This is a genomic window from Lysobacter soli, assembly GCF_003382285.1.
GTDB lineage: Bacteria > Pseudomonadota > Gammaproteobacteria > Xanthomonadales > Xanthomonadaceae > Lysobacter_J > Lysobacter_J soli.
The window spans coordinates 198,119-217,743 of the sequence record NZ_QTJR01000005.1 but is presented as its reverse complement, the minus strand read 5'-3'; the positions used below and the strand labels follow the sequence as shown (position 1 = coordinate 217,743).

Genomic DNA, 19,625 nt, shown 5'->3' with positions numbered 1-19,625 from the left:
CTCCTTGGGTAAGGGTTGCGCAGGATCCGTCAGGGATCCGCCGTTTCCTTTCATTTGCATCGAATCGAAGCGAGGCTATGGGGTGATCTCGTCCACCTCGCCGCAGTTCGAGATGAGCAGATGGCGTGTTTTCATCTGGCTGGAGAGGTTCGACCCGTCCCAGTTCGCTCGATACTCGACGCGCACGAAGGAGCGGCGTGCGCCGGTCAATCGCCTCATGGGCGCGATCTCCAGGTTAGCCGGCCCCTTCAGAGAGAACGTGCAGCACTCGGGGTTGGCGCGCGCGAAGTCCGCATAGGACGCGTAACCAAAACCGTTGTTGACCTTCTCGACGATCTGGCCGTCCACGCCACGCGCTGTCTGAAGATTGCGTGCCTTCAAGTACTCATACACGTGCTGCAACTGCTCGTCCCTGTCCAGCCTGCGCATCTGCGGAACGCACACGCCTGCGAAGTTGGCCACGGGCCGGGCCGCGACAGCAAGCAGGATTACGCATGCCACGCCGCCGACGACGAACAGCCTCGAACGTCCCTGAATCATCTTCCGTCCACGCATTTCAGCGTTCCCTCAATGCTTCGGTTCCGTGTTGCCGCAATGGACTGAGCAGGTAGTCGATCACGCGCCGCTTCCCCGTTTTGATCTCGACACTCAACGCCATGCCGGGCGTCAACCCTACCTCCACGCCGTCGATGTTGAGGCTCGCGCCGGAGAGCCGGACTCGTGCAGGGAACACCAGGCCCAACTGCTCGTCCTGCGCCGCATCGTGGGACACGCTTGCGACGATTCCTTTCAGATAGCCGTAACGCGTGTACGGGAAGCTTTCGACCTTCACAGTGACCGGCTGTCCGGCACGCACGAAGCCGATGTCCTTGTTGAGGATCGTCGCTTCGACCTCCAGTGCTTCCTCGCTCGGCACCACCACCATCAATGGCTGTGCCGGCGTCACCACTCCACCGACGGTATGCACGGCAAGTTGCTGCACGGTGCCGTCGACGGGTGCACGCAAGGCCATCAGCCTGTCGCGCTGCCCCGTCTTGGCGACTTCCGGCGTGAGCTGCGCGACCTGCTCGGTCGCCTGCCGCAGCTGGTCCAGCGTCTGCTGGCGCGTGTCGGTGACGAGCACGCGCAACTCTTCTTCGGCCGCGCTCAACGCCGACCGGATCTCCTGCACGCGGTTGCGCTGGGTGGCGAGGTCGCGCTCGGCGGCGATGCGCTCCTGCTCGCGCAACAGGTACTCGTGGCGGCCGACGTACTTGCCTTCGACCAGTTTGCCGTAGTCCTGCGCACGTTCCTTCGAGATGCGCGCCGATTCGTCCAGCGGCGCGATGGTCGCCCCGGTCGTGCGCAGTTCGGCGTGTCGCTGGGCGATGTTGGCCTCGAGTGCCTGACGTTTGGCCTGGTAGGTCTCGTACTGGCTGCGCGCGAGCGCCTTCTCGGCGTTCATTCGGTCAGGCGGGAGATCCGCAGCGGCGGTCAGGGCCGGCGCCGCATTGCGTTGCAGCGACGTAGCGAGCGCGTCCAGGCGCAACACCGCCAGGCGCGCGTTCACCAGCGCTTCGCTCGCCTGTGCACGCTCGGCCCCAGTGGCCGTCGCATCCAGTTCGATCAGCAGCTGTCCCTGCTTCACCGCCTGTCCATCACGCACGAGGATGCGGTGGACCACGCCGGTTTCCGCCGGCTGCACGACCTTCGTGCGCGAATCGACGACGGTCTTGCCCGGTGCCACGGCGACGATGTCCAGCTTCCCGATGCAGGCCCACAGCAACGCGACGCAGAAGAACGCCACGATAATCCGCATGGTCCAGCGTGCTGTCGGAGACACCGGCGCTTCGGTCAGCTCCAGGTGTGCAGGAAGGAACGCACGTTCATCGGCCGTGCGTTGCGGCGGATCGAGCTGGGCGCGGATCTTCCATGCGGAACGGAATATATCGACGTACCGCGCCGCGAAATCCCGAAGGCCGTGCAGGACGTGCTTCATGCTTCCCCCGACTGCAGCCGGTGCAGGTGCGCGTAATGGCCGTCGGGTCGATCGACCAGTTCGGCATGGCTGCCGCTTTCGACGATCCGCCCCTTCTCCACCACGACGATGCGATTGGCGTGGCGCACGGTCGAAAGCCGGTGCGCGATGATGAGCACCGTGCGTCCCTTGCAGATCGACCGCATGTTGCGCATCACCGCATGCTCCGACTCGTAGTCGAGCGCACTGGTCGCCTCGTCGAAGATCAGGATGCGCGGATCGGTGATGAGCGCGCGCGCGATGGCGATGCGCTGACGCTGTCCACCCGACAGGCCGGTGCCGTGCTCACCGACTTTGGTGTCGTAGCCTTCCGGAAGTTCGGTGATGAAGTCATGCGCCCCCGCCAGTTGCGCGGCATGGATCACGCGCTCCAGTGGCATGCCGGGATCGCTGAGTGCGATGTTCTCGCGCACGCTGCGGTTGAACAGGAAGTTCTCCTGCAGCACGACGCCCAGCTGGCGACGCAGCCAGGCGGGATCGGCCAACGCCAGGTCCTGTCCGTCGACCAGCACGCGCCCGCGCTCGGGCGTATACAACCGCTGCACCAGCTTGGTCAGCGTGCTCTTGCCCGAACCCGAGCGACCGACGATGCCGATCACTTCACCGGGCTTGATGTCGAGGTCGATGCCCGTCAGCACCTCCGGCGCATCGGGCCGATAGCGGAACGACACGCGCTCGAACGTTACCCGCCCCTCGATCGCCGGGAGCGCCATGCGGCTGCCGGGAACTTCGGTACGGGTGTTGAGGATGTCGCCCAGGCGTTCGACCGAAATGCCGACCTGCTGGAAGTCCTGCCACAGCTGCGCGAGGCGGATGATCGGCGCCGCGACCTGTCCGGCCAGCATGTTGAAGGCGATCAGCTGACCGACGGAGAGCTTGCCTTCGATGACGAGCTTGGCGCCCCAGAACAGGATCGCCACGCTCACCAGCTTCTGCACCAACTGCACGCTCTGCTGGCCCAGCGTGGCCACGCGCGTGACACCGAATCCGGCGTTGACGTAGCCGGCCAGCTGGTTGTCCCAGGTGCGCGTGACGCGGGGATCGACCGCCATCGCCTTGACGGTACCGATGCCGCTGACCGTCTCGACGAGGAACGATTGGTTGTCTGCGCCGCGCGCGAACTTCTCGTTGAGCCGCTTGCGCAGTACGGGCGTGATGGCGGCGGAGATCAGCGCGTACGCTGGCAGCGACAGCACGACGATCAACGTCAACCAACCGCTGTAGTAGAACATCACCGCGAGGAAGACGACGGTGAAGAACAGGTCGAGCACCGAGGTCAGCGCCTGCCCAGTGAGGAAGCTGCGGATGTTCTCCAGCTCCCGCACGCGAGCGATGGTGTCGCCGACGCGGCGGGATTCGAAGTACGCCAGCGGCAACGCCAGCACGTGGCGAAACAGGCGCGCCCCCAGCTCCACGTCGATCCTGCTGGTCGTGTGCGAAAAAACGTACGTACGCAGGCCGGTCAGCACCACTTCGAAGATGGCCATCGACACCAGGCCGATCGCGATGACATCCAGCGTCGTCAGCCCCCGGTGCACGAGTACCTTGTCCATCACCACCTGGTAGAACAGCGGCGTCACGAGCGCGAACAGCTGTATGAAGAAGGACACGATGAAGACTTCGAGCAGCAGCTTGCGGTACTTCACCACCGCCGGAATGAACCAGCTGAAATCGAATTTGGCCAGATTGCCGAGCACGGAAGCGCGCGACGCGATTTGAAGCAGGCGGCCACCATACCGCGCCTGAAACTCGTCGGCCGAAATCGTCCGCGGCCGTTTCTCGGCGAGGTCGTGGATCAGCACCTGTTCGCCGTTGACCTTGGCGACGATGAACGCATCGCCGTCGGGCAATAGGGCGAGTGCCGGCAGGCTCGCCATCGCGATCCGAGACGCCGGCTGCGCGCTAACCTTGGCTTTCAACCCAAGCTTCTTCGCCGCAAGCAGGAGTGTGGTTTCGTCGAACTGCTCGCCATTGCGGCCGAACTCGTGCGCCAATTGCGCGGCATCGGCCGCTACTCCATGGAATTGCGCAAGGAGCACGAGTCCTTGCAAGCCCTGATCAACTGCGACGCACTCTGGAGCGCCTTCCAGAATGGAAAGCACCGCACTGCACTGTGCCATTGTCCGCAATCCTTGTGGACCGAGTCCTTCCCCGAGCGGCGAGCATCCGCAACTCGCCCTGCGGCTGTCAAGTCTATGTGGAGCCCTGCAATGCAAATCGCGTGTGTCGAGCTAGCAACTGGGGCAAGACGCACAGTTTCCATGGGACCGAGGCAATGGGGCACGTCGGAAAGGCCGGTCCCAGCGATCGGTTGCCGATAACAACCGCAGGTCCCCTCTTCTACCCGTGATAAAGCTTCCTAATCCCCCGCCCCCGCTGGATGACCGCTATCGGCCAAAAGCGGACGTCAGCAGCCTACTTCATGTACCGAATGGAAATCGGCAAGCCGATCGCAAAGCCAACCCAATAGCCAACGTGCCACCCGCCTTTAACCGCGTCGGGTCCCATCAGCACCAACGACAGAAAGACTCCGCAGAAGAGCCCAATCATGCCGAATGCTCCTGCTCCAAAAAGGATTCGCAGTGGTCTGCTCTTCATCTGACTCCCATGAGCAGAATGGCGCGCTCGGACATGACCGCTTTGGGTCGAAAGCGGACATTAGCATCGACCGCTTCCCGACTAGGTAGGTCGCGGAACGTCTCGCTTCACAGCGCTGGCAGGATCAGCGATCGATGCAGCTGCGCGCCGGCCCATGCGCCGTCGCCGACGGCAAGCGATACCGAGTGCGGGGATCGCGCCGCATCGCCGCACGCGTATACGCCACGGACGCTGGTTTCCTTCGAGTCGATCGTGCCGATCTGCGTTCCGAATGGCGTTTCAATCAGATCACAGCCGACAACTTGGGCAATCAGCGAGGACGGCGCGTTTCGCGGCGCAGTGAACAAGCCTGCAAACGGAAGTTGTCGGCCGTCCGCCAGCACGACATCGGCGTGACCTTCTATGCTCGCGATCGAGGTGGCCTCGACGCAAACGCCGCGGCCAGCCAAGTCCTTCGCGGCGGCCGCATCCAGTTCCAGCGCGCCATTGAGGAAGAAGGTCACCCTGCCCCATTCCGGCAGCATCTGCGCCTGGTGGATCGACATCGGTCCGGTGGCGATGACGCCGATCTGCCCGAGTTGCAGTTCGTATCCGTGGCAGTAAGGGCAATGGAACACGCTGCGTCCCCACCGGTCTTGTAACCCGGGGATGTTGGGAAGCGTGTCCGAGACGCCCGTGGCCAATAGGAGCCGTCGCGCGTAATGCTGGCTGCGATCGTCCAGCACTACTTCGAAAGCGTCCTTCTCGCCCGTCGCGCTCACCGCCTCGCCGTCGCGCCAGCTCAACGTCGCATACGCCTCCAGCTGCTTCCTCGCCACGCGGGCGATGTCGGCCGGGTCGGCACCGTCCTGCGCAAGGAATCCGTGCGAATGCGCCGCCGCGCGGTTGCGCCGCCTGCCTGCATCGACGATCAGCACGCTTCGTCGGGCGCGTAACAACTGCAGCGCCGCCGCCATGCCCGAGTAACTCCCGCCGATGACGATGACGTCGTACTTCATACAGCGTTCCTCAGCACTTGCGCCTGCGCGCGAAGCCGGCGGCCAGGTCGGCAAGCGAGATGGACTCGAACTTCTGCAGCAGCAGTGATTCGGCCTGTTCGAAGGCATCGTCGAGCGCGGCGTTGACCGCCTGTTCGACGCGGCATTGGGGATGCTCGTTGCGATTGCCGATGGCGAACAGGGCAGGCTCGCCCAGCGCTTCGTGCAACTGGCGCAGGCTGACGGAAGACAGGTCGGCCACGATGCGCCAGCCGCCGGAATGCCCGCGCTCGGCGGCGACCAGGCCCGCCTCGCGCAGCAGGCCCATGGTGCGTCTGACGACAACCGGGTTCGTCCCGAGGCATTGCGCCAGGGCTTCGGAGGTCATCGGCGCGCCGTGTTCGTTCATGTGCAGCAATGCGTGGAGAACGGCTGATAGCCGGCTGTCGCGTTTCATGTAACAAATGGTGTTACATAATGGGCGGACGGTCAACTCGCGAGATCCGCTCATGTCTTCCTTCCACGACGCCACCGCCGTCGCGCGTTACGCGCAGGGCCCGGTGCGGCAGGTTCCCGGTTTGCATGCCCTGCATCGGATGGCCCACCTGCTGCTTGCCGAACACGCTCCGGACGACGGCCGCATCCTGGTGCTCGGCGCCGGTGGCGGGCTCGAATTGAGGGCCTTTGCGAACGCGCGGCCGGGATGGCGATTCGTGGGCGTGGACCCATACGCGCCGATGCTGGCACTGGCGGAGAACACGCTTGGCCCACTCGCGTCACGCGTGGAATTCATACACGGGGAGATCGATGCCGCGCCTGCAGGCCCCTTCGACGGCGCAACCTGCCTGCTTACCCTGCACTTTCTCACCCTCGAGGAACGCCTTCATGCATTGCGGCAACTTCGCGAGCGGCTCAAGCCAGGTGCTCCACTCGTCGTGGCGCACCACAGCATTGCGCAGGAGCCCGAGGAAAGAACGCGCTGGCTGGGCCGCTATGCTTCGTTCGCGGCAGCCTCCGGCGTCGCGTATGCCGACGCGCGGCGCGCCGCGGAAGGGATCGGCAGGCGGCTACCCCTGCTTTCACCGGCGCAGGAGGAATCGCTGCTGGAGCGTGCAGGTTTCACGCCGCCCGAACTGTTCTACGCAGCGTTCACCTTTCGGGGCTGGGTCGCTCGCCGGGAAACATAGCCGTTGAAGGGCACGTCCAAGGGGCTGGTCCGCTATGGCCAGAGGCGGACCTGGGTCTCATGCCGTGAGACGACAGGCTCCTAGGTTCCACATCCTTTCCCAAGGAGGACGCTGCTTTGAAAACGCAGTACTACACGTCGTCGAGCCTCGATGGTTTTCTTGCCACTGAAGACGATTCACTGGAATGGTTGTTTCCGCTAGGCGACATCAACGAGACCAGCTATCCGTCTTTCATCCAGGGCGTCGGTGCGATCGCGATGGGATCATCGACTTACGAATGGATCCTGCGCAATGCAGGCAGCGTCTCCGAAGCGACTGGATCGGCATGGCCATACACCCAACCGACCTGGGTCTTCACCAGCCGCACCCTGCCCACGATTGAAGGTGCCAACGTGACGTTCGCCAATGGCGACGTGCGCGTGGTTCATACTCAAATGCTCGCGGCTGCCAACGGCAAGAATGTGTGGGTTATGGGCGGCGGTGGCCTCGCCGCGCAATTTCATGACGCCGGATTGCTGGACGAGATCACCGTACAAATCGGCTCGGCGACCCTCGGATCCGGGAAACCGTTGTTCCCGCGACGACTCCTCAGCCCCGGCCTAGCCCTGATCTCGGCAACGCAGGTTGGTACCGGGTTTGCAGAGCTGACGTACAGCGTTCTGAAGGATATCCACTAGCCCCATCTGAGGCACCGCCAGATGACCCGGCGGAGGCACTCTGGGCGCCGCCGATTCATGAAGTTCCACGGACAACCAAGACCCGAAGTCTGCTCGCGCACCGCTGATCTGCCAGCCTGTCACGAACTGCGACGCTTAGGCGTCCACAGGATTGTTGGGCTGTCAAACGGCAGCTCAGCACCTCCTCAACACGGACTTCGACAATGAAACGCGCTAATTGGTTTACGGTTTCCCCCGAGGGTGCCAAGGCAATCGGGGCCCTCCACCACTTCGTCACGACGGGCACAGCCCTGCCGGCCAAATTGATTCACTTGGTGTTCTTGCGGGTCTCCCAGCTGAACGGGTGTGCCCATTGCATCGACATCCATACTCGCGATCTCATCAAGGAAGGGATGTCGGTGGACACCGTCGTCCTTGTTCCAGTCTGGCACGAGGCTGAGTACCTGTTCTCGGAGCAGGAGCGGGCAGCCTTGGCGTGGGCCGAAGAAGTCACGCGCGTAAGCGAGACGCACGCCTCTGACGCGGCGTACGCTGCGGCCGCAGCGGCGTTCTCCGAAAAGGACTTCGTGGATCTGACGCTGACTGTTGCGGCGATGAATGCGATCAACCGCTTGGGGATCAGCTTCCGACTGAAGCCCCGCGCCAAGGCACACGCATAGCGCGATCTCCGCGGCGTCTGGCTGGATTCTTGCGCTGGTCTGTCGGCGCTCCGCCTATGAATGTCCGCTATCGACCAGCAGCGGTGATTCGCCGGTTGATCGGCGTGCCTACGCCTCGATCTGAAGCACACGAATACCCCGCGCTATAGCGCCCACCTCACGACATGTCCGCTAAGAAGTGAGACCGAAGAAGCTGGGCCACCTCAAGTGGCCCAGCCTTTCGTAGCAGAAACGATCACGTTTTCGCTAGGTAGTTCCGAATGGCTGCAGGCATGGTCGCAACCGGCTGAGGCGGTGGCTCATCCGCGCGCAGATCAAGGTACATGTCGATTGCTTTGAGAAATGCAGCACGCACGGATTCTGCATCGAAGGTTGCGATGGTTCCTGCGAGCCGCCCCATGGCGGACCCGCCGAGCATCTCGATCCTGCGAACGCCACGTTGCGGGCGCCCTGCCCGACGATGCAGCATCGGTCCAAGCACCTGATCCCGAAAAAACGCCAGCATTCCCAGCGCCTCGAACACTTCGCCGCGCGCCAGCTTTGCCGCTCCGTAGTGCAGCCAGATCCACGCTCTTTGCTCGAACCACTCGGGCGGCGCGTTGGGCCACTCGATGGCTGCCGCTTCGAGGATCGATTCGAGCTGCCCCGAATCGCGTGCGAAAAGCACCGCTGGGCGTTCGACGAGACGTGTCAAGTCCGAAGACTTCACGAACTTCAAGTCGACGTGCACCAGCGTTGGGCCGTACAGGCAGATCAGAAGCCTCGGCTCCCGACATGCTCGCCGGTAAACGCTGCTAACAGCTCCCCAAGTCTCGCAGCGAACGCAAGCCTCTTCAGTTTGATATGGAAGTAGAGTGCCCCGGCCACGCCGGGATAGAGAACTAGAAGCAGCCAGAAGTGAGGCGTGAGGAAAGGCATGTCTGACATTCGCGGATGCCTTGAGTGGCCCATATAAGTCGGAAGCGGACATTAGCACCGCCGAGGAGGGCTTGCCCGGCCCAATGTCCGCTAACGGCCAGAAGCGGATTCTGCTGTCATTCTGAAAGCTCATGCGACGCGGCCTCCTTCCTCTCGACCACTTGAAATTTTGCCCGGCATGCGGCCTGATCCGCGGGAACACACGGCAGGGACGGGGCATGGGAATGGATCGAGGTTGTGTCGTCGGAATCGCGCTGCTGCTGGCAATAAGCATCAACGCGTATGGGGAGGAGCCTCCATCGCGACAACCGCTTGGAAAGATCGTGTATGTGGAATCGCAGGACGAGTTCGCGGAGATCAACACGCAGGCCACGAAGGGCATGCTGCAACTGTTAAGGTCCTCGGATGAAGGCGTTCGCGACAAGGCCCTGCAACAGGCCATCGCGCGTCCCAACCACTATGCCCCCCCGGTTCTCTTCGAGATCTCCAAGGCTCTCTACGCGGACGACCAGCCGGAAGAAGCTACCTACTGGTATGTCCTTGCACGGGTTCGCGCGGTTAACGACAGTTCCATCCTGCTGGATGAAACAGCAAAGACTGGTCTGCTGGAGCTGGTGCAGGCATTCAACAAGGGCTTCTCAGACTATGCGCCCCAGCATATGGACGTCGTGTGGACACAGATGAATCGCGCCGTGAATTGGGACCGCGCCAACCCGCCCGCCTACGATCGACGTTGGATGGCCCTGCACGGGATGCAGGCGATCCGGAGCGGTCTGGCCGCCAAGGAAGGCCGGTCGCGTGAGCGGGGGGACATCACGATCCCGCAGCAGCAATGGGCCGTATCGGATGAGGAAAACCGGGTAGACATGCTGCAAAAGATGAAGGCGCGCATGCCTCGGTGAGCCAGCTGTGAGTTGATCACGTTCGCTTCGGGCGAAAGCGGGCATTAGCACGGCCGAAATCAGCGGGCTCCCATCATCACCAGTCGGGCGAGACGCCCGCTACCGAGCAAGCTTCGCGATACGTTTCAACGGCTTTCGGGTGCATCTTCCGCAGCTTGAATGGTTTCTCCACCACCGGAGAGGGCCCGATGTTTCCCCACTCTCCAATGCCAACGGTCAGCTTCGTCCCCTTGCTGCAATCAACATCCTCCACGCCGAACAGGCCAGTCCCCAGAACATTCGACAGAACGACGCGAACCGTGTGCTCGTCGATCCTGGCAGGTGTCGGACTGCCGTCTGGCAGCGTGCCGAACAGCATGTGGGAAATGATTGGGCTTTCGTCGAGCGGGATCCCGCCGAACTTCCCGTAGATCGGCTTTTCAATCGTGGCTGCCGTGCCGATCATCGGCAGACAAGCCGCCAGCAGGATCACAAATCCTTTTACCCGCATTCGCCTTCCCCTCATGTCGGCTTTGGGTCGAAAGCGGACATTAACATCGTCGGCGCGGTGCACTGAGCTCGAGGTTTGACAGAGCCCTCTCGCTCCTCCCCTACCCCCGATAAACAGGCCTAATCTCTGCCCCACCGGCATTCTCGGCATGAGCGGTCATCCCCAAACAGGCGGCTGCCCGCGAGACTCACTGAAACACGGCGATCTCGCGTGCATCCTGACTCATTGCTTGCGCGACGCGCTCGCACTACCTTCAGGAAGTCTTCCGGTCGGCGTATATCCGCGCCCAAGAACTCGGACGGGGCTGAGGACGAAACGAGCGTCTGAGATCGAATGTCCCACTCCCAAGCGATCATTCGTCAGATACTCAGCGCATCCTTAAGCCGATCTTCTGCCTGTTCCGCCTTCTGCAGCGCTGACACCTGCCCGGACTCATTCACAATGAAGGCGGTGACCGATTCCAGTTGTCCCGAGTCGTCGAAGCGTGCGCTCACGCTACTCCGGGCATGCAACACGGTGCCGTCGCCGCGCACGTAGAGCTTTTCGAGCGTGCCGGACGGCGCCTGCGCGTGCAGGGTCGAAATCAGTTGCTGCGTTGGGCCAATCGATTCTGGATGCGCGATCTCTAGGACGTCCTGCACAGCAACTCATCCCGTGTGTAGCCCAGCATGGAGCACCAAGCTGGATTGACATAGAGCATCCGCCCGGCAGCATCCGCCTCTACAACTCCGAATAGGCATCCTCGATGAGAGACTTCAAATGGTCAGGATGATCGACGGACAGCATGGCGCTACGATGTTGTTCGGACGAGATATTTGGGCCGCAGTGTGGCAGACGAGTGCACAAGTGGCGCGAAGAGACGAAGTCACCCCATCGTCAGGAACTCGGGCATGGCAGTCCCAGACACAGCATTTTGACTTGGTTTGATCAGACGGCACTGGCCCCGGGGAACGTGTACCACGACGTTTCAACTAGCGGTGCGAGGTGTGGCCCGATCGATCTCATCAACGGGATGCGCGGCTTGGGTCAGTAGATCCTCATCCAGAACATCCACTCGGCGTCCCGCTATAACGATCACCCGGTCCGTCTGAAGACGGGCAAAAGCTCGACTAACCGTCTCGTTAGCCATGCCCAGGTAGCGGGCGATATCCTCCCGGCTCATCGGCAGTTTGAACGTGCTTGATGCCTTGCCGTTGACGAGACGATATCGTTGCAAAAGCCCATGCAGGAACAGCGCCAGCCGCTCATGCGCGCCTCGGCGAGCCGCTAAGTTGGAAGTGTGCTCGTGAGCGCGATTGATGTCCTTGCCGATCACACGCAGTAGCTGGCGCTGCAGTCCCGGAACCCGCGCGGCAATCTCTGTCAACTGAGCGAACGGAACTTCACACACGTTCGCCTTTGTTAGTGCGATCGCCTCGCAGCGGTGCCGACCTTCACCCATTGCATCGAGGCCAATGATCTCCCCGGGTATATGAAACCCGACAATTTGCTCCTCGCCCTCCGAGCTTATGCATACGGTTTTGAATGCACCTTCGCGCGCGACGTAGACAGCGGCGAAGTTGTCACCGGCGCGGAAGAGGCGTTCCGCAGCTCCTACGGTCTTGCGCCGGCGAACCATGGAGTCGAGCTGATCGAGGTCCTGCGCTGATACGCCTGCTGGCAGGCAGAGCTGTTGTAACGAGCATTGGCTACATCGACGCCGGAGTGCTTCGAGGTCGATTACTTGTGGATCACTCATTAGGGGCCTTTGGTCGGTCGTGATGCCAGTAGAGCAACCGCCTCCAATATGAGCATCGAGTATGAGTAGAGAATTGGGGCGCTTCTCTTATGGAGTTACGCCACCAGTTGAATTCCGCGCCGGCACGCTGCACGCGTCCGGCGCGGCGGAGCTCCTACGACTCGCCCTCCGGCAGACCATCAATGGCCCGCACGGGTCGAGCCGCAACCCAGAGCCTGAACACGAACCACGCCAGTGCGACCGCGCCTACGCTGAAGATCACGTCGCCCGGCACACGCATCCACACCAGCATGTCCACTATCGGCTTCTGCATGAACTCGGCAGAGCGCGCGTAATAGTAGCCATGCTCGATGGCCGCCAGCAGCTGGAGGGTTCCAAGCGGTAATAGTGTCAGAACCGCCATCAGCGCCAATCCGATGTTCAGGCACCAGAATGCCGTCTTGAGCGCCCGCGTGTCCCACTGAACCTGGCCCCGCAGACCGCGCATGCAGAACAGGACCAACGCGATTCCAAGCATGCCGTACACGCCGAACAACGCAGTGTGCCCATGGAGAGGCGTAAGGTTCAGGCCCTGCATGTAGTACAGCGAGAGCGGCGGATTGATGAGGAACCCGAAGAGCCCAGCGCCAACCAGATTCCAGAACGAAACTGCGACGAAGAACAGTATCGGCCAGCGATAGCGGGCCATCCAGGGGGTCGCCTTGCCCATCCGGTAGGTGTGATAGGCCTCGAACCCAATGTAAGCCAGTGGCACCACTTCCAGTGCACTGAAGCTTGCCCCCAACGCCACTACTGCCGTGGGCGTGCCGACGAAGTAGAGGTGATGTAGCGTCCCCAAGACACCGCCTGCCATAAAGATGACAGTGGCGAAGAGCACGGCTGTTGAGGCGGAGCTTGCGCGAACCAACCCGAGACGCACAAAAATCAGCGCCATGACCGCGGCAGCAAATACCTCGAAGAACCCCTCGACCCACAAGTGGACCAGCCACCAACGCCAGTACTCAACTTCCGAAATATGAGTGTGTTCGCCCCACATCAGCGCCGATGCGAAGAAGAGACCGATGCAAACAGTGGACAGAAATAGAAGCCCGACCACCGTTCGGGTCTCGGTCTTCGGCCCGCGCAAGACGGGCCACAGCGCACGGCCGACAAGGGTCAGCCAAAGCAGCAAGCCGATGAACAAGTACCACTGCCAGAAGCGGCCCATGTCGGCGTACTCCCAGCCCTGATGCCCGAACCAGAAGTTGTTTTCGAGCCCTAGCTTCTGCATGACGGCCAGCCACTGGCCGGCAAAGGAGCCCACCACAATGACCAGCAGGCTGACGAACAGGAAGTTGACACCGAAGCGTTGGAACTTGGGTTCATGGCCAGACAAAGCCGGAGCGATGTACAGACCGGTCGCGAGCCACGCCACGGCGATCCAGAGGACGGCCAGCTGCGTGTGCCAGGTGCGAGTGATGGAATATGGCAACACGTCGGCCAGCGCATAGCCGTACGCATTCTGCCCCTCAACTTGGTAGTGGGCGGTGATCGCACCAAGCACTATTTGCACCAGGAACAGCGCAAGTACTACCCAGAAATACTTGGCGGTCGCGCGCATCGACGGCGTGATGCGCATGTTCGCAAGCGGATCCGTCGCAGGGAAAGACGCGGGTGCTTCTTCATGCGTACGGGCGTGGTGCCAGCCCAGCAGCGCGATGCCTGCGATAAGGAACAGCACGCTGAACGCCGACCACACCCAAAGGGACGGCGGGGGGCGATTGCCGATGAGTGGCTCGCTTGGCCAGTTATTGGTGTAGGTGACCCGTTGCGGCACCACCCCTTCCTGCTCCGGAGCCAGCGTCTCGCCGGTAACTCCAGGGCGCTCCGTACCGGCCGCCCACGCCGTCCACCAGAAGAACGCTGTCAGCGCTTGCCGATGGCTCGCGTCCGGCACCGTATCGTTCCTCATGGCATAGGCTTCCCGCAACGTTGCGGTGTCCGCGCCATTGCCGAACAGACTAACGTAGTGCGATGCGACCGACTGCATTGCAGCCGCGCGCTCTGCGGAGACGGTGATCGTTCCCGATTCGGGGTTGTAGGTATTGCGCCGAACAATGGTTTCCAAGCGCGCACGCAGCATGCCTTGCTGCTCACTGGGGAGTTTCCGGAAAGATTCGGCACCATGGGCCCGAGACCAACCGTCCAGGACCGCAATCGCCTCGCGGTGGAGCCAGTCAGCGCTCCAGTCCGGCGCGACGTACCCGCCATGTCCCCAAATGGAGCCCAGCTGCATGCCGCCAATGGACTGCCAAACCTGACGTCCTTTTTCGATGTCGGCTCGGGTATACAGCACGTCGCCTTGTTCCGACACCACACGCTCCGGCACTGGTGGCGCCGCCCTGAATATCTCGGTGCCCGCCCATAGAAGGACAGCGAACGAGGCGACAAGTAGCGCCCCTAATCCGAACCACAGCTTGCGGGTACTATCCATGATGACCTCCACTGAGTCGCAGTATCCTTTCCCACGTGGTATGCGAAAGGGTTAAACCCATGTCAAGTGTCGGGGCAATAGCCGATCCGTGCTGCCTAGGCTTCGCAGTCCAGAGACCATCCATGCGCAGGAAGCTAGCAAGGCACGCTCCACACCCTTCACTCGCGTGCCCACGACGGCGACACGCGTCGCTGAGGAAGGTAAGTTCGGTAAGCAGCGGTAGGCTGGCGCGCGGGATCAAACCCATGGTGAATGCTCACCGCACACCAACCGAAGCACTAAGCGAGAAAGCCGCCATAACCCCACGCGCTCTGCAGGCGACGGGTGCGCTCGCAGCAGGGAAATCCACGCTAGAGCGAATTCCGTTCGTACACTTGACCGAAACCTCATCGCGCTGATCTAGACGTGCGTCCGCTGCGAGCAAGGCTGCCTCGAAGTTCCGAGGGTTCTCGCACGCGAACCGAAATGGCCTGTGCGCAAGCTTGATCTCTGTCCTCGCGGGCTCGTCAAGCGTAGCTCACACTCTCGACGGCCCCGCGAAGGCCGGTGGATTTCGAGTTGCCATCCGGGCGGCAGGGAGGTGACAGAATGGTTCATCTTCAAGCCGGCTAGAGCCTTGCATGTTACGTTAATGGGCGCGGTGCCCTCGCGACGTGAACGCAGTCATCTTCAACGGTTCTGCGAACCCCATCGCAGAACCATCGCGACCCAACGTTTTCTGACGCATTTCTGACGAATGCGAGGTGGCATCCGGCTGGCCAACCCGAACCGACTTCGCTGCTGAATGCGTGGCGCCTAATGCGCGCTGCCGAACACGAGCAGAGCGCTCTCTGCCAACGATCGCTGAATCGCCTTTCTCAGTTGATCCTGGTCAAGGAACAGAGAACGGGCTTTCCTCAAAGTACCTCCATCGGCCTTGACCTTCCCAAAGTGCCGTGGAGAGTCCTTATGAACACCCTGATTACCCCATACATCGAGACTCCGGAACACGTAGCCCTTGACACCCACCATGGGCTGGTCGATCTGTCGGATCGGGTCGCCTACGGCATCACCAGGTCTTTGCGCTTCTTCGCCGATACGTTCTTTGCCAAACGTTACGGTAACCGCGCGATCGTGCTGGAGACGGTCGCCGCGGTGCCAGGCCTAGTTGGCGCGGCGTTGATACACCTCCGTTGCCTGCGTTGGATGAAGCATGATCTTGGCTGGATCCGTGCGCTCATGGAGGAGGCCGAGAATGAGCGCATGCATCTGATGACGTTCATCGAAATTGCAAAGCCGAATTTGGTGGAGCGCGCCCTCGTACTCGTAGCGCAAGCCGCATTCTTTGCCTTCTTTCTGGCGCTGTATCTGCTGTCGGCGCGCACCGCGCATCGCCTTGTGGGCTACTTCGAAGAGCAGGCGGTGATCAGTTACACGCAGTATCTGGCGGAGATCGACTCGGGCAGAGTAGAAAACGTGGCTGCGCCGCAGATCGCAAAGGACTACTGGAAGCTGCCGGCCGACGCGCGGCTTCGGGAGGTGGTCGTGGCAGTTCGCGCGGATGAGGCTGGTCACCGCGACGTGAATCATCGTTTCGCGGACGAGCTTTCACCCTCGTTTGCGGCGCACATGCCCACCGCATGAAGCTAGACACGTTACAGGTACAGGGTCGGCACGGCTGGCCCTTGGCCTTTCAATGTTTTTGAGGGTTGAGCGCAGGCTCGGGGGCGAGTTGAAAGCACCGCCGACACTCGCCTGGGGCGCCGTTGCGTGGCTTTGGAACGTCAGAGCCGATGGGCAGCTGCGCGCAGTCTCGTCGGAAAAGCGTGTTTTCGACCTCAGCAGTTCGGAGGTTCACCGTGAACACCGTTCGATTGGCTGCGATGCAGCGTTACTACCTGGAGGCGCTCGGTCGACGGGGCCGAGTCTGGTATCTCAAAGACCACTGGTGGTCTGCAGAACCCCGACTGGCCTGCTGTTGGTACGCCAGCGGATTCGCTGCAGATATTGGTTGGATTCAAGTCGGTGATATCGCAAGGAGAAGTTGGTTCCGCTGTCGCGAACCCGTCTTGACGGAGCAGGCGTTGCAAGGCGCCCTTTCCGCGCCAGCGGTGCGGTGAGGGCTGCAGCAGGAGAAGAATCGACTTCCCGGGAACCGCGGTCTGATTCGGGTCGAGAGCGGACACTAGCATCATCGCGCGCCCCGACCCGGCCGACCTCTGCTATCGGCCAGAAGCGGAAATCCCTAAGTAGCGGATCCAATGTTCATTCTCTGAGCGTTTGGATGCTCCGACCATGGACCGCGCCCATCGTGAAAGCTCAACCGTCATCCGACAAGCGGGCTCGGCAGCGAGATAGAGTCAACCTTCCCGACTGATGAGTCTCGCCATGTCAACCTCGTCGGAAGGGGAGCGCGAGTTTGCGACGCAGCTCAGCCGTAAAGCTCGCGAACAGCTTCCACAGCTTGACTGGAACGAAGTGGAGCCGCATTTGCAGATCGGCTGGAACGCGAGCACTCATGCCGAGAGGCTCAGCCGGTCCCGCGTACATCTCTTTGCGCGAGAGAGTTGGTCTCAAGGGGATAATTGCACCTATGAAACCCGCCGAGTTTGAAGCAACCAGCAGCAGAAATTGTTGCGTTGCTGCCGGTTATAGCCGCCTATCCGGCAAGGCGGCGCCGACACTCGCTTAAGCGAAGTCGCTCCGATATCCCATTGCGTCTTGCAACTGCTCAGTGAGAACTCGAGCTCGCTCATCCGGCTGATGAGTGAATCGCATTTGTAATCCGGTGGGGCTCGTGATGATGATCGTGCAGGTCGGCCATCCACATGCAGGCCCGTGCACTTCGATCTTCCAGTCAGGGGGAAGTGTTTGGAGTGATTGGTTCATGGCGACTTCTCTCACGTTGTTCGTCAAAGCCAATTCGAGTGCGCGTCCAGCGAGCTAGCGCGTGCGCCCGTAGAATCTGGCCGCGCGGCAAATTCATCGCTCTGATCTTCCGAACGCTGCAAGGCACGCAGATTGGCCTCGAACTCGCGCGTTAGTTCGCACGCGAACTGGAAAGGCTTGTGCGTAAAGGTGACGAATCTTCCATCCGGACCTACCAGCCTCAAGCCGCACTCGCGACGCTCCTTATTCGGAGGTAGCGCTTCGAGCTCCCAGCCTGGCGGCAGGAATTTCACTGTCGATTTCACTGTCCCACTCCCTGTGTGGTTTCGTTCAAAGGTAATGAAGACCTCGCAAGGGGTATGTGAAGCGATGACGGGCTTCACACAGATGCGGGCTGACACGTTCGGAAGGTTGTTCCGACATTTCTTTGACATCTGAACAGCAGCGTGCGGCAACTGCAATAATCGACGTACCCATGAGCAACCCTTGCCACATGTTGTTGGTCGAGCTGGACCACTTTCTTGCTGAGAACGCGCGAAAGTTATTCGCGGGGTATGACGTAATCGTCTGGACGGCTCCAGATGCAAACTCCGCGTTGGAATTTGTTTCCCACGTCCACTTCGATTGCGTCCTGATCGACGCGACTGTGTGGCAGGGCAGTCAGGGACTCGAACTCGCGCGCCGAATCGGGTGGCAATACCCGAAGATCCAGGTTGCTCTGACCACTGGCTTGGACGCCGATGATTTGGAAGCGCCACCTGGGGTTCCCGTCTTCCAGAAGCCCTATCGTTTCGACGCTATCGTCGCTAGCTTCTGCGGGGGACTAGAGGACGCTGACCGGCGCGAGACTGACGACCTAAACTGATTCGCGAAAGGGCCGTAGTTCGATATGTCCTGTTGGAGTCGAAAGCGGACATTAGCCCTGCTGGCCGCCATTCTCCGCTCTCGATGGCCGCGATCGGCCAGAAGCGCTCGACTCACACCGTCTAGACTTTGCTGCCAACAGGTACGTCACCGTTTACAAGTGCAGGAGGAGGTCGTGAGCTGGCGTCACGGCCGGAAGCTCCCACCCTACCCCCGATAACGGCGCCTTATCCCCACTCTGATCTTCCGCATCACCCCTCCTCATAAGCGTTGCACCACTCGCCGTCGGCAGCACGTCGGCGAACCGCCTACTAGCCTCGCGGCGCGGCTCGTCCATCGCGACACTGACTCCCTTCGCCCTTCTTCGACGAGCTAGCTCGAGTCGGCGGCACGCCTCGACAGCGGACGCCGCGCGGAGTCGCTGCACTGCGCCGCCACCTGCACCACGCTAAAACCGACATGCAGCGCCGAACCGGTGAATGCGCGCCGCGAGGCCGCGTCTACCCGCTGCAGCCGCCGCAGCACACCGACGGTAGGCGCTGGATGTCGTGCGCGGTCAGCTCGCACCCCGCGCCGCGCAGTGTGGTCAGCAAGGTCACGATGTCGAAGGCGCCTGCCACGCGCAGCGCGTCGCCATCGGTGTCGACCAGCGCGGCCGGGTCCACGTCGCGGAGGGCTTCATCGATCCGCTGCAGATCGGCATGGCCAAGGTCGACGGTCACGTTGAATTCCATGCGGTACTCCTGCGTTGCATGAAGAAAGGGGCCGCCCGGCGTGCAGGCGGCCCCAGGGACGCATTACTTGGTGACGACCAGCTTGCCCTTCATGAGCATCGAATGCCCCGGGAAGCTGCAGAAGAAGGTGTAATCGCCGCCGGCGGTGAGCTTCTTGCCGGGGAAGGTGACCTTGGTCTTCTGTCCGCCGCCGACCAGCGTGGTGGCGGCGATCACGCGCGCATCGGCCTTGTTGACGTAGTTGCCGGCGACGCCCGCCTTGATGCCGTCGCGCGCCACCGCGTCCATGTCCTTGGTCGCGGCGATGACGACGTTGTGGCCCATCGCGGCGGCCGGCATCTTCCCGGTGTGCGTCAGCTCGACGGTGATGGTCGGGCACGCGGCGGACACTGTGGCTTCCTTCAAGTCGAACTTCATCGCGTCGTCGCCCTTGAGCGAGACGGTGCAGTTTCCGGCGGCCTGGGCGAAGCCGGCGGCGCCGAGCAGGCCGGCGATGAGGAGCGAACGGGTGACGATCTTCATG

General features: G+C 61.8%; 19 protein-coding genes. 6 read left to right on the top strand and 13 right to left on the bottom strand.

Translation table 11 applies throughout. The features are described from left to right. Positions 1-75: 75 nt before the first annotated feature. From DX912_RS09595 to DX912_RS09575, 5 genes are all read right to left on the bottom strand, one after another. Positions 76-540: a hypothetical protein gene (locus DX912_RS09595; RefSeq protein ID WP_147298616.1), complete on the bottom strand. Its 465-nt coding sequence runs from the start codon at positions 538-540 to the stop codon at positions 76-78. Positions 541-556: 16 nt separating this feature from the next. Continuing rightward, positions 557-1,978, bottom strand: coding sequence for an HlyD family type I secretion periplasmic adaptor subunit (locus DX912_RS09590; RefSeq protein ID WP_115842277.1), 1,422 nt, complete (start codon positions 1,976-1,978; stop codon positions 557-559). Then, a complete protein-coding gene (locus tag DX912_RS09585; RefSeq protein ID WP_115842276.1) occupies positions 1,975-4,137 on the bottom strand; it encodes a type I secretion system permease/ATPase in 2,163 nt (720 codons plus the stop codon). Before DX912_RS09585 ends, DX912_RS09590 begins: the two co-directional genes overlap by 4 nt. 585 nt (positions 4,138-4,722) lie before the next feature. Then, entirely contained in the window at positions 4,723-5,613 is an 891-nt protein-coding gene (locus DX912_RS09580) for an NAD(P)/FAD-dependent oxidoreductase (RefSeq protein WP_115842275.1), read from the bottom strand. A 10-nt stretch (positions 5,614-5,623) separates the two neighbouring features. Further along, on the bottom strand, positions 5,624-6,049 hold the full coding sequence (locus DX912_RS09575) for an Rrf2 family transcriptional regulator (RefSeq protein ID WP_115842274.1): 426 nt from the start codon (positions 6,047-6,049) through the stop codon (positions 5,624-5,626). 52 nt (positions 6,050-6,101) lie between these two features. Between DX912_RS09575 and DX912_RS09570 the strand changes: the two genes are divergently transcribed. The 3 genes from DX912_RS09570 to DX912_RS09560 all read left to right on the top strand — a co-directional run bounded on the left by DX912_RS09570 (position 6,102) and on the right by DX912_RS09560 (position 8,115). Beyond that, complete coding sequence (locus DX912_RS09570; RefSeq protein ID WP_115842273.1) at positions 6,102-6,779, top strand: class I SAM-dependent methyltransferase; 678 nt, start codon at positions 6,102-6,104, stop codon at positions 6,777-6,779. A 116-nt stretch (positions 6,780-6,895) separates the two neighbouring features. Continuing rightward, entirely contained in the window at positions 6,896-7,456 is a 561-nt protein-coding gene (locus tag DX912_RS09565) for a dihydrofolate reductase family protein (RefSeq protein WP_115842272.1), read from the top strand. A 203-nt stretch (positions 7,457-7,659) separates the two neighbouring features. After that, positions 7,660-8,115: a carboxymuconolactone decarboxylase family protein gene (locus tag DX912_RS09560; RefSeq protein WP_115842271.1), complete on the top strand. Its 456-nt coding sequence runs from the start codon at positions 7,660-7,662 to the stop codon at positions 8,113-8,115. 235 nt (positions 8,116-8,350) lie between these two features. Here the strand turns inward: DX912_RS09560 and DX912_RS09555 are convergent, their stop codons facing one another. Further along, a complete protein-coding gene (locus tag DX912_RS09555) occupies positions 8,351-8,833 on the bottom strand; it encodes a hypothetical protein (RefSeq protein WP_147298615.1) in 483 nt (160 codons plus the stop codon). Between the two features lie 418 nt (positions 8,834-9,251). Between DX912_RS09555 and DX912_RS09550 the strand changes: the two genes are divergently transcribed. Further along, entirely contained in the window at positions 9,252-9,935 is a 684-nt protein-coding gene (locus tag DX912_RS09550; protein WP_147298614.1) for a hypothetical protein, read from the top strand. Between the two features lie 76 nt (positions 9,936-10,011). On the opposite strand, the gene DX912_RS09545 is transcribed toward DX912_RS09550, so the two are convergent. The 5 genes from DX912_RS09545 to DX912_RS09525 form a co-directional block, all read right to left on the bottom strand. Further along, positions 10,012-10,488: a hypothetical protein gene (locus DX912_RS09545; protein WP_147298613.1), complete on the bottom strand. Its 477-nt coding sequence runs from the start codon at positions 10,486-10,488 to the stop codon at positions 10,012-10,014. A gap of 296 nt (positions 10,489-10,784) precedes the next feature. Continuing rightward, positions 10,785-11,066 (bottom strand): diguanylate cyclase family protein, encoded by a 282-nt coding sequence (locus DX912_RS09540; RefSeq protein ID WP_115842267.1) that lies wholly within the window; start codon positions 11,064-11,066, stop codon positions 10,785-10,787. Further along, positions 11,051-11,125 carry a PAS domain S-box protein gene (locus DX912_RS18790; RefSeq protein WP_220340789.1) on the bottom strand — a complete coding sequence of 25 codons (75 nt, stop codon included), beginning with the start codon at positions 11,123-11,125 and terminating at the stop codon, positions 11,051-11,053. The genes DX912_RS09540 and DX912_RS18790 overlap by 16 nt, the downstream gene beginning before the upstream one ends. Before the next feature lie 267 nt (positions 11,126-11,392). Then, positions 11,393-12,163: a helix-turn-helix domain-containing protein gene (locus DX912_RS09530; protein ID WP_115842266.1), complete on the bottom strand. Its 771-nt coding sequence runs from the start codon at positions 12,161-12,163 to the stop codon at positions 11,393-11,395. A 154-nt stretch (positions 12,164-12,317) separates the two neighbouring features. Next, positions 12,318-14,636 carry a nitric-oxide reductase large subunit gene (locus DX912_RS09525; protein WP_115842359.1) on the bottom strand — a complete coding sequence of 773 codons (2,319 nt, stop codon included), beginning with the start codon at positions 14,634-14,636 and terminating at the stop codon, positions 12,318-12,320. A gap of 948 nt (positions 14,637-15,584) precedes the next feature. Here DX912_RS09525 and DX912_RS09520 point away from each other — a divergent pair. Continuing rightward, a complete protein-coding gene (locus DX912_RS09520; RefSeq protein ID WP_115842358.1) occupies positions 15,585-16,259 on the top strand; it encodes an alternative oxidase in 675 nt (224 codons plus the stop codon). A 1,738-nt stretch (positions 16,260-17,997) separates the two neighbouring features. Continuing rightward, positions 17,998-18,369 carry a response regulator gene (locus tag DX912_RS09515; RefSeq protein WP_181902779.1) on the top strand — a complete coding sequence of 124 codons (372 nt, stop codon included), beginning with the start codon at positions 17,998-18,000 and terminating at the stop codon, positions 18,367-18,369. Between the two features lie 499 nt (positions 18,370-18,868). On the opposite strand, the gene DX912_RS09505 is transcribed toward DX912_RS09515, so the two are convergent. Together DX912_RS09505 and azu are read right to left on the bottom strand one after the other, a co-directional pair. Next, positions 18,869-19,102 (bottom strand): hypothetical protein, encoded by a 234-nt coding sequence (locus DX912_RS09505; protein WP_115842263.1) that lies wholly within the window; start codon positions 19,100-19,102, stop codon positions 18,869-18,871. 63 nt (positions 19,103-19,165) lie between these two features. Continuing rightward, on the bottom strand, positions 19,166-19,624 hold the full coding sequence (gene azu, locus DX912_RS09500) for an azurin (protein WP_115842262.1): 459 nt from the start codon (positions 19,622-19,624) through the stop codon (positions 19,166-19,168). Position 19,625: the final 1 nt, after the last annotated feature.